Source organism: Candidatus Sodalis sp. SoCistrobi, from assembly GCF_900143145.1.
Lineage (GTDB): Bacteria > Pseudomonadota > Gammaproteobacteria > Enterobacterales > Enterobacteriaceae > SoCistrobi.
In genome coordinates this window covers 1-10271 of sequence record NZ_FRDB01000098.1, presented here as the reverse complement: position 1 = coordinate 10271, position 10271 = coordinate 1, and the positions used below count along the sequence as shown (strand labels likewise).

The 10271-nt window shown below is 55.0% G+C and carries 9 protein-coding genes; 2 read left to right on the top strand and 7 right to left on the bottom strand.

Annotated features, from left to right (window positions below; genetic code table 11):
• Positions 1-110: 110 nt before the first annotated feature.
• The gene (locus tag CINSTRO3249_RS16530) at positions 111-260 is read right to left on the bottom strand and encodes a YciY family protein (RefSeq protein WP_125933154.1); all 150 of its coding nucleotides are present in this window, start codon (positions 258-260) and stop codon (positions 111-113) included.
• A 175-nt stretch (positions 261-435) separates the two neighbouring features.
• Here CINSTRO3249_RS16530 and cls point away from each other — a divergent pair, with 175 nt between their 5' ends.
• Entirely contained in the window at positions 436-1896 is a 1461-nt protein-coding gene (gene cls / locus CINSTRO3249_RS08330; protein ID WP_074012939.1) for a cardiolipin synthase, read from the top strand.
• 54 nt (positions 1897-1950) lie between these two features.
• A complete protein-coding gene (locus tag CINSTRO3249_RS08325) occupies positions 1951-2274 on the top strand; it encodes an HI1450 family dsDNA-mimic protein (protein WP_074012941.1) in 324 nt (107 codons plus the stop codon).
• A 336-nt stretch (positions 2275-2610) separates the two neighbouring features.
• Here CINSTRO3249_RS08325 and oppF read toward each other — a convergent pair whose 3' ends face one another.
• The 6 genes from oppF to CINSTRO3249_RS08295 form a co-directional block, all read right to left on the bottom strand.
• Complete coding sequence (oppF, locus tag CINSTRO3249_RS08320) at positions 2611-3627, bottom strand: murein tripeptide/oligopeptide ABC transporter ATP binding protein OppF (RefSeq protein ID WP_074012938.1); 1017 nt, start codon at positions 3625-3627, stop codon at positions 2611-2613.
• Positions 3624-4649 carry an ABC transporter ATP-binding protein gene (locus tag CINSTRO3249_RS08315; RefSeq protein ID WP_074012937.1) on the bottom strand — a complete coding sequence of 342 codons (1026 nt, stop codon included), beginning with the start codon at positions 4647-4649 and terminating at the stop codon, positions 3624-3626. The genes oppF and CINSTRO3249_RS08315 overlap by 4 nt, the downstream gene beginning before the upstream one ends.
• A gap of 11 nt (positions 4650-4660) precedes the next feature.
• The gene (oppC, locus tag CINSTRO3249_RS08310; RefSeq protein WP_074012936.1) at positions 4661-5569 is read right to left on the bottom strand and encodes an oligopeptide ABC transporter permease OppC; all 909 of its coding nucleotides are present in this window, start codon (positions 5567-5569) and stop codon (positions 4661-4663) included.
• 15 nt (positions 5570-5584) lie between these two features.
• Positions 5585-6505, bottom strand: a complete 921-nt coding sequence (gene oppB, locus CINSTRO3249_RS08305; RefSeq protein ID WP_074012940.1) for an oligopeptide ABC transporter permease OppB — start codon at positions 6503-6505, stop codon at positions 5585-5587.
• 99 nt (positions 6506-6604) lie between these two features.
• Positions 6605-8242, bottom strand: a complete 1638-nt coding sequence (oppA, locus tag CINSTRO3249_RS08300) for an oligopeptide ABC transporter substrate-binding protein OppA (RefSeq protein ID WP_074012935.1) — start codon at positions 8240-8242, stop codon at positions 6605-6607.
• A gap of 1800 nt (positions 8243-10042) precedes the next feature.
• Positions 10043-10271: integrase core domain-containing protein (locus tag CINSTRO3249_RS08295; protein WP_143146879.1), on the bottom strand; the 229-nt coding region annotated here is incomplete at its 5' end.

The window sequence follows — 10271 nt, the reverse complement described above, 5'->3', positions numbered from 1 at the left end:
TGCTCATGCTGAGTTTCCAGCACTAGATTAACTGCCCGTTCACGGACTTCCGGAGAGTAACGTTTGGTCGTTGTCATAGAGACCTCCACTTTTAAAGTATAGACTCTAATTTATCCGGGGTGATTCAGTTTGAGCTGCAGATGGCTCAAGCGCGTCAGGCGCCGATACGTGCGGGATTGGGCTTCAACCCACTGGCTGCGCCGACGCTGTGCTTGGCGCGGCATGCGCCAACGGCTAACTTCGTTACGGCTTCTTTTCATCACGACGACCTTCGGCACGGGCTTACATTAACGCACGCCATTATAGCCACTTTTTCATCCCTGCCAAGCCACGCAAGGACTGTGGCGCATAATGCGTCCGGTAAAACAATTTCCTCTTTGCGCCCCTTATGCGTAAACTCAGGCTAACGCTCCGCGAACAGGATTTTTCGCCCCTATGACAACGCTTTATACCGTAATCAACTGGCTATTGCTGTTCGGCTATTGGTTGTTGATCGCAGGCGTCACGCTGCGGGTGATGATGAAACGTCGCGCGGTGCCCTCCGCCATGGCTTGGCTGCTGGTCATCTATATTCTTCCCCTGGTAGGGATTATTACCTATCTGCTGTTTGGCGAACTCAACTTGGGCAAACGCCGCGCCGAACGCAGTAAGGCCCTCTGGCCGTCCACCGCCAAGTGGATCGAAGATCTCAAAGGCTGTCGCCGCATTTTCGCCAGTGAAAACAGCGAAGTGGCCCGGGCGTTATTTCAGCTGTGCGAGCACCGTCAGGGCATGGGTGGCCTTAAGGGCAATCAGATGCAGCTGCTGACCAGCAGCGATGATGCCCTGCGGGCGCTGGTGCGCGATATCGGCCTGGCGCAAAACAATATTGAGATGGTGTTCTATATCTGGCAAACCGGCGGTCTGGTGGACCAAGTGGCGGAGGCGTTAATGGCCGCGGCGCGGCGCGGCGTGCGCTGCCGGTTGATGCTTGATTCCGCCGGCAGCGTGGACTTTTTCCGCAGTCCCTACCCCGCGCTGCTGCGCGACGCCGGCGTGAAGGTGGTGGAAGCCCTGCACGTCAGCCTGCTGCGCGTTTTTCTGCGCCGTATGGATCTGCGTCAGCACCGCAAAATGGTACTGATTGACAATTATGTCGCCTACACCGGCAGCATGAACATGGTGGATCCACGCTTTTTCAAACAGGACGCCGGCGTCGGCCAATGGATCGATATCATGGCGCGCATGGAGGGGCCGGTGGCTACCGCCATGGGGATCATTTTTTCCTGCGATTGGGAAATAGAAACCGGCGAACGTATCCTGCCGCCGCCGCCCGACGTCAATATCATGCCGTTTGAACAAGCCACAGGGCATACCATTCAAGTGATCGCCTCGGGCCCTGGTTTCCCCGAGGGCGTCATTCATCAGGCGTTGCTGACCTCTATTTATGCCGCGCGCGAACAATTGGTGATGACCACCCCCTATCTGGTGCCGAGCGACGACTTGCTGCATGCCATTTGTACCGCGGCGCAGCGCGGCGTTGAGGTGCATATTATCGTTCCACGCCACAACGACTCCATGTTGGTAGGCTGGGCCAGCCGGGCCTTCTTTGCCGAATTGCTGGAAGCCGGCGTGCTTATCCATCAGTTTGAGGGCGGTCTGCTGCATACCAAGAGTGTGCTGGTCGACGGCCAGTTGAGTCTGGTGGGGACGGTGAATCTGGACATGCGCAGCCTATGGCTTAATTTTGAGATAACGCTGGTCATCGACGATGATGATTTTGGCAGCGATCTGGCGCGAGTGCAGGAGGACTATATCGCTCGCTCACGGCTTATCGAGGCCAACGTCTGGTCAAAGCGTCCTTACTGGCAGCGTATTGTCGAGCGGCTGTTCTACTTTTTCAGTCCATTGCTGTAATTTTGCCAAACGGCATGCTGTAATAGCGCCAATTCAGCTAACGGGACAGTAATGATGGATGTGGACAATCGTCTGACGGATGACGAAACGCTCGAAGCGGCCTACGATATTTTTCTTGAGCTGGCGCAGGATAACCTCGATCCGGCAGACATTCTGCTGTTCAACCTGCAGTTTGAACAGCGCGGCGCAGCAGAACTGTTTGACCCGTCCGAGGCGTGGCATGAGCAGGTGGATTTCGATCTCAACCCCGATCTTTTCGCCGAAGTGGTGATAGGTCTGGCGGAGAAAGACGGCATGGCGGTGAACGACGTGTTTGCGCGCATCCTGATTTGCCGCGACAGATGCGAAAAAGTTTGCCACATTCTGTGGAAGGAGTAAGCCCAGTCCCGTCCGCGGCGGGCACCCGCGCGGCGCTCGTCAGATCGTAGAGCGACGGCGAACGTCCGCATTGACTCAAGCCCCACCGGCTTTCGTCGTCCCCGATGACAGCCCCCCAGCCGGGCGCAACTATCACCGTTTAGCCGCGCCCGCTGGGCATGACGCTCTTGCGCCAGCTGGGCATGACGCTCTTGCGCCCGCTGGGACATGACGCTCCTGCGCCCGCTGGGACATGACGCTCTTACGCCCGCTGGGCATGACGCTCTTACGCCCGCTGGGACATGACGCTCTTACGCCCGCTGGGACATGACGCTCTTACGTCAGCTGGGCATGACGCTATTGCGCCAGTTGGGAAACGTCCACCTTGATGCATGAGCAGGCGTGGCGGAAACTGCCCTGCAATATCGGCCGCGTCACGGCGCAGGTTTCATCAGCCAGCGGGCAGCGCGTACGAAACACGCACCCCGACGGCGGGTTAATTGGCGAGGGCAAATCCCCCTCCAACAGTTGAATCGCCTTATTACGCTCTTTATCCGGGTCTGGGATCGGCACCGCCGACATCAACGCGCGGGTATAGGGATGCTGTGGATTGTGGTACACCTCGTCATAGGTGCCAAGCTCCACGGCATGGCCGAGATACATGACCAACACCCGATCGGAGATATGTTTAACCACCGCTAAATCGTGCGCAATAAAAATCAGCGAAAGCCCCATTTCCCGCTGCAGCTGCTGCAATAAGTTCACCACCTGCGCCTGAATGGACACATCCAGCGCCGACACCGGTTCATCGCAAATGACCAACTTTGGTTCGAGAATCAGCGCCCGGGCAATGCCGATACGCTGGCATTGCCCGCCGGAAAACTCATGGGGATAACGGTTAATAAGGTTCGGCAATAGCCCGACCTTCATCATCATGTTGCGCACTTTTTCCTTCACTTCCTGGCGGGGCATTTTCGGGAAATAGGTGTGCAGCGGTTCAGCAATGATATCGCCAATCGTCATGCGGGGGTTGAGCGAGGCTAGCGGATCCTGGAAAATCATCTGGATATCGTTACGCGTGGCGCGCCACTGCGCCGTATTCATATCCTGCAACTCTTTACCCAGCCAGGCGATGCGCCCGCTGGTGGCCTTGACCAGACCAATCAGCGCCCGGGCAAAGGTCGATTTTCCGCAGCCGGACTCGCCGACCACGCCCAGCGTCTCCCCTTCATACAGCCGCAGGGACACACCATCTACCGCCTTCAGGCTTTTGGCGGGCTGCCAGAACCACTGTTTATCCCCTTTCACGTCGAAATACACCTTCAGATTGTCGACGTCGAGGATGACTTTTTTCTTCTCGGCCAGGGTGCTCATACCAGCTCCTCCAGTGGCTTATAACAGGCGCGCAGTCGCTGATCGCCAAAACGTTCCAGCGGCGGCATGGTGGCGCAAATGTCCATTGAGTAGGGACAGCGCGGCTGGAAAGGACAGCCTTTAGGTAAGCGCAGCAGATTAGGCGGATTGCCGGGAATCGTGGTCATGACGTCGCTGCCGTCGGCATCCAGGCGGGGCACCGCCGCCAGCAGGCCGATGGAATAAGGATGGCTCGGGCGATAGAACACATCCCGTGCCTTGCCATACTCCATGGTGCGCCCGGCGTACATAACCAGTACCCGATCGCAGATGCCGGCCACAACGCCCAGGTCGTGGGTGATCATGATGATGGCGGTATCGAACTCGCGCTTAAGTTCGTTGAGCAGGTTCATAATTTGCGCCTGTACCGTCACATCCAGCGCGGTGGTGGGCTCATCGGCGATAAGCAGTTTCGGTCGGCACAGCAGCGCCATGGCGATCATCACCCGCTGGCGCATGCCGCCCGAGAATTCATGAGGATACATCCGCATGCGCTTGCGCGCTTCAGGCATTTTTACCGCGTCCAGCATGCGCACGGACGCATTGAAAGCCTCATGTTTGCCGATCCGTTTGTGCAATTGCAGTACTTCCATTAACTGATCGCCCACCCGCATATAAGGGTTCAGCGAGGTCATCGGATCCTGGAAGATCATCGAAATCTGCTCGGCGCGCAGTTTGTTCAGCTGCTTTTCCGGCAGATTGAGAATTTCGCGGCCGTTGAACTTGGCGCTGCCGTCAATACGGCCATTGCCCGCCAGCAACCCCATCAAGGCGAAAGCGGTCTGGGATTTGCCGGAGCCGGACTCGCCGACGATACCCAACGTCTCGCCGGCGCGCAGAGTGAAATTCAGGTTATTGACCGCGGTCACCGCGCCGTCCTGGGTAGCAAAGGTGACCCGCAGGTCACGCACATCCAGCAGTGCCGGCGCAGCGGTGTCCGTAAGCGTCACCGCGCCCGGCACCGAGGTTTGATTCGTGCTCATCGCGGCACTCCTTAACGGTCTTTCGGATCGAGGGCGTCACGCAACCCATCGCCGATAAAGTTGAAACAAAATAGCGTCACCACCAGAAACAGCGCCGGGAATATCAGCAGCCAGGGAGACACCTCCATGGAATTGGCGCCGTCGCTAAGCAATGCGCCCCAGCTGGAAAGCGGCTCTTGGGTGCCCAGACCGAGAAAGCTCAGGAAGGACTCAAACAAAATCATGCTGGGCACCAGGAGCGAGGCGTACACCACCACCACACCCAGTACGTTCGGCACAATATGGCGCAGAATAATATTGCGGGTGGACACGCCGCTGACGATGGCCGCCTCAATGAACTCTTTGCGCTTTAGGCCCAGCGTCTGCCCGCGGACGATACGGGCCATGTCCAGCCAGGAAACCAACCCGATGGCCACGAAAATCAGAAAGATGTTTTGCCCGAAAAACGTCACCAGCAGGATGACGAAAAACATAAAGGGAAATGAGTTGAGAATTTCCAGCAGCCGCATCATCAGGGAGTCAATTTTACCACCGAGATAACCGGACAAAGCGCCGTATAACGTCCCCACCACCACCGCCACCAGTGCGGCGGCAATGCCCACCATGAGCGAAATACGTCCGCCGATAGCCACCCGCACCAGCAAATCGCGGCCGGAGGAATCGGTGCCGAAATAGTGTTGCGAGGCGATATCCGGCGCATTGGACATCATGGCCCAGTCGGTATCATCATAACGGAATGCAGACAGCGACGGCGCCAGGATGACGAACAACGCGATCAGCAGCAGGATGAACAGGCTGGTCAATGCCGCCTTGTTATGAATGAAGCGGCGGCGGGCGTCAGCCCACAGGCTGCGGCCTTCCACCTCCAGGTGTTCACTGAATTTCTCCAGAGCTTCGCTATTTTTCTTGCTCACGATCATTTGCGCGCTCCAGCGTCAATAACGGATTTTCGGGTCGATAACCGCATACAGGACATCGACGATGGCGTTGAACAGGATGGTCAGGGTGCCCACCAGAATGGTCAGACTCAGCACCAGGGAATAGTCGCGGTTAAGGGCGCCATTAACAAACAGCTGGCCGATACCGGGCAGACCATAGATAGTCTCTATCACCATCGAGCCGGTAATGATGCCAACAAACGCCGGCCCCATATACGAGATGACAGGCAGCAGCGCCGGCTTCAGGGCATGACTGAAAACAATCCGCCGCATCGGCAGCCCTTTGGCGCGTGCGGTGCGGATAAAATTGGAATGCAGCACTTCAATCATAGAACCACGGGTAATGCGGGCAATGCTGGCGATATAGGCCAGAGACAGGGCAACCATCGGCAAAATGACAAATCTGGGCTCACCGCCGTTCCAGCCGCCGCCGGGCAGCCATTTCAGCGTAATGGCGAAAATCAGCACCAATAGCGGCGCTACGACAAAACTGGGGATCACCACGCCGGTCATAGCAAACCCCATGGCCAAATAATCCCATTTGGTGTTCTGCTTCAATGCCGCCATGACCCCGGCGGCGACACCCACCACCACCGCCAGCAAAAACGCCGCCAGCCCCAATTTGGCCGAGACGGGAAACGAGTTGGCGACCAGATCGTTGACCGAGTAATCTTTATATTTGAACGAAGGACCGAAATCACCGTGGGCCAGTTGCAATAAATAATTGCCGTACTGCGTGAGGATGGGATCGTTCAGATGATATTTGGCTTCAATATTCGCCATCACTTCCGGCGGCAGATTGCGCTCGCCGGTAAACGGGCTGCCGGGTGCCAGACGCATCATGAAAAATGAGATGGTGATCAGCACGAACAGCGTTGGAATCGCTTCCAGCAGCCGTCGAAGAATAAACTTTAACATTACCAGACCTATAACATGGCAGTAGACGGTAAGGCGTTTGCAGAACAAACAGGGCATGACCGCCAGCGGTCTGCCCTGTTTGTCTCGCGTCAAACGTCCTTAGTGTTTGATAATGTACAGATCTTTTACATAGACATTATCAAGCGGATCTTTACCGGTATAACCCCCCACGTAAGGTTTGACCAAACGGGCGTTAACATAGTAATACACCGGGACGATAGCCGAGTCTTTATCCAACTGCTGTTCCGCCTGCTGATAAAGTCCGGCGCGGGCATCTTCCGAACCGGCCTGCAGGGCCTGGACCAGCAGTTTGTCAAATGCCGGGTTCTTATAATGCGCACTATTATTGGTGCTGTTGGACTGCATAATGTTCAAGAAGGAGGTCGGTTCATTATAATCCGCGCACCAGCCAGCGCGGGCGACGTCGAAATTGCCCTGACGACGGGTATCCAGAAAGGTTTTCCATTCCTGATTTTCAAGCTTCACATTGACACCGAGGTTCTTTTTCCAGATAGACGCCACGGCGATAGCCAGCTTCTTGTGCAGATCCGAGGTGTTATACAGTAAATCGAAGGTCAAAGGTTTGTCTTTGGTATAGCCCGCCTCGGCCAGCAATTTACGCGCCTCTTCGTTGCGTTTCTCCTGCGACCAGCCAAACCATTCCGGCGCCATCAGCTTGGCGCCATCGGTATACGGCGGCGTGAAGCCGTATGCCGGCAGATCGCCCTGCGCTTTCACTTTATTGACGATGATATCGCGATCCAGACCGAGCTTCAGCGCGGTACGCACGCGCGCATCGGTGAACGGCGCTTTCTGGTTATTGATTTCGTAGTAATAGGTGCAAAGATAGGGATCAACATGCACTTCTTTAGGGATCTCTTTCTTGAGTTTCTGGAACAACTCAATCGGCAAGTTGTTATAGGTCATATCGTCTTCGCCGGCGCGATAGCGATTGACGTCGGTGACTTCGGACGAGATCGGCAGATAGGTGACTTTATTAACCACGGTTTTAGCGTTATCCCAGTACTGCGGATTCCGCTCCAGGACGATACGTTCGTTAATCACCCAGTCTTTGACGACATAGGCGCCATTCCCCACCCAATTGGCAGGCTGGGTCCACTTCTCACCGAATTTTTCCACGACTTTTTGCGGCACCGGCGACATGGACGGATGGGCGAGCACCTTGATGAGATACGGCACCGGCTCGGCCAGCGTGACTTCCAGAGTATGACTGTCAAGCGCTTTCACGCCCAGCGTGTCAGGGCTTTTCTTGCCGCTGATGATATCGTCGATATTGGTTATTTGAGCGTATTGCAGGTAGCTTTCATAAGGAGAGGCGGTTTTGGGATCCGCCAGTCGTCGCCAGCTGTAGACAAAATCCTGCGCGGTGACCGGATCGCCATTGGACCATTTGGCGTTTGGCCGTAGATGGAAGGTCCAGACTTTGAAATCCTTGTTTTCCCAGCTCTCGGCCACGCCCGGCTGGGCCCGGCCCTGCAGGTCGTTAATGATAAGGCCTTCCAGCACGTCACGGTTAACGTTGGATTCGGGAACCCCTTCTATCTTGTGGGGATCCAGCGATTGCAATTCGGCGCCATTGCCACGTACCAATTCCTGTTTGTCGCTTAACTGCACGCCGGCGGGAACGTCCGCGGCTAAATTGTGTCCAGCAACGCCCATTCCCATGGCGGTCACTACGGCCGCGGCAAGAAGCGTTTTTTTCGTGATGTTGGTCATTAGTGATGCACTCCCGGTTTTTTTATTATTGCACGGACCCTGTCAAGCCCTCTGCAGATTCCCGCTTTGCGGGGATAACGCACCTCTTGCCTGCTGCGGCGAACGAAGCCGCAAGGCGAAAGGTATGATATTCGGTATTAACCCAGGCAAGTTAAACAAGGCGTTGTGTCGCCGTAAAAAGGGTGCGGCGACAGGCTCAATCCCGCCTTAACGATAGGCATAGTCTTTATCATGGTAATTTCAACTGCAATAGACCGTTTATCAAATAATTAAGTAATCCCGACGCAAGCTAAAACAGATAAGGTCAATATATCGACATTAAATAGAATAATTGGCTAATGATAAGATAAATAACACTAATAACATCTGGGTTGCATTGTGACAAGTCCCTTGAACGTGAACGGTTAAAAAAAAAACCTACCGCGCGGGGGACTACTTTTATATAACTGAAATAGCGTAGAAAGTTTTTTCTCCACCGGCTCTCCGCGCCGGCGTCCTTTGCACCCGCCGTTGCCGCAAAAGGGTGCGCGATTGACACATCATTGTGCAATGCGCCTTATTTTAGGGCTTGCGCACGGGCACAGAATAATGTGCCACGTCGCTTCATGGTCTACTGACGGCCGGCATGGGGACAGTAAGCGGCTTATCAGCGCCGAACGGAGTCTGTCTCACCGACACCGATTGCCTTCCAGGGCCCCAGCCCGGCGGTCTGTCAGGCATCGCGATCAAGGCTTGATTGAGAGCCCACTCTATCGATAGTGCTTTCGGGATGGATAATGCGGTTGACATCAATCACCACGCCGCAGACATCGTCACCCGCAATAGGCCCGGTCGGCGAGCATCGCCGGCAACAGGCCCGGTCGGCGAGAGTCGCCGGCAACAGGCCAGGTCGGCGAGCGTCACCGGCAACGGTGCAACGTCCTGGATGGCGTTTGGAGCCCTTAACGGCCCCCGCAATACCCAGCGCGTGTTGCCGCGCTAGTGTGGCACTGCGTTGAGAGCGTTACCCGCGATCGCTACCCCGCGCCGTATCCTGCTCCGTTACCCGCCCCGCCATCAGCCGAACTGTCGTGTCGCCCCGCCGTCGGGCGGGATATCGACTTTAAATAAGGTAAATAATTTTAATGCATAGCTTAAGGCCAGTGGGGAAATAATCTATTCCCTTACGCTGCCTGCCACGCCAATATATGCCCTTAGTAGCGCAAATCCTTACCTCTGTCGGTTCGGTTGTGGGCCTTTATCGTGTTACTCTTTCTGTTAAGTGCTGACAAATAAGGTTACGTGGCGCCGTGAAGGTTAATAAGCGCAATTTTTAACCTCTTTACCTTGCATATTGCAGGGCTTTATTGCCGCTGTCGAGCCGTAAAGATGTTGCCGTTATGTTAGGTTTATTAACCATTCCGTGCACTCTCTTGGTTAAACGTATCTATCGAGTAACAAAGCGATTTTTTGTTGAAGCTGAAAGGTGTCAGCTTGCTTTTTTTTGACCCAGATCACATATTCATCCTCCGATACCCCGTAAGCTTTGCATTAAGGAAAGTGATAAAGTGAATAAGGGCTTGGCGAAGTGAGCAATAAGATGTTAATGATGGCGATTGGAAGACTGGTTAAGTAAAACGCCCTGACCAAAAAGGTCAACTTGCAACGAGCCAAATGAACGACTGAATCACCCCGGATAAATTAGAGTCTATACTTTAAAAGTGGAGGTCTCTATGACAACGACCAAACGTTACTCTCCGGAAGTCCGTGAACGGGCAGTTTGAATAACCCCGAGTTTATTAGAGAGTAATTTTGGCAATACTACGCCGCTTCCTCTGATGCTAATTGCAAAGCGTAATAGTTCATTTCGGCTTCAGTAGGAGGGATGTAACCCAGCCGCCCGAGCAGCCTTCTGTTGTTGTACCAGTCCACCCAGTCCAGCGTGGCCAACTCCACTTCCGTCCGGTTTTTCCAGCTCCCGCGGTGGATAACCTCCGTTTTGTACAACCCGTTGATACTCTCTGCCATCGCATTATCGTAGGAGTCGCCG

What these genes read in the sequence shown, in the direction of transcription:
- CINSTRO3249_RS08315 (WP_074012937.1), bottom strand. Translation starts at nt 4,649, where the DNA reads ATGAGCACGAATCAAACCTCGGTGCCGGGCGCGGTGACGCTTACGGAC.
- CINSTRO3249_RS16530 (WP_125933154.1), bottom strand. Translation starts at nt 260, where the DNA reads ATGAAAAGAAGCCGTAACGAAGTTAGCCGTTGGCGCATGCCGCGCCAA.
- oppB (WP_074012940.1), bottom strand. Translation starts at nt 6,505, where the DNA reads ATGTTAAAGTTTATTCTTCGACGGCTGCTGGAAGCGATTCCAACGCTG.
- oppA (WP_074012935.1), bottom strand. Translation starts at nt 8,242, where the DNA reads ATGACCAACATCACGAAAAAAACGCTTCTTGCCGCGGCCGTAGTGACC.
- CINSTRO3249_RS08325 (WP_074012941.1), top strand. Translation starts at nt 1,951, where the DNA reads ATGGATGTGGACAATCGTCTGACGGATGACGAAACGCTCGAAGCGGCC.
- oppC (WP_074012936.1), bottom strand. Translation starts at nt 5,569, where the DNA reads ATGATCGTGAGCAAGAAAAATAGCGAAGCTCTGGAGAAATTCAGTGAA.
- oppF (WP_074012938.1), bottom strand. Translation starts at nt 3,627, where the DNA reads ATGAGCACCCTGGCCGAGAAGAAAAAAGTCATCCTCGACGTCGACAAT.
- cls (WP_074012939.1), top strand. Translation starts at nt 436, where the DNA reads ATGACAACGCTTTATACCGTAATCAACTGGCTATTGCTGTTCGGCTAT.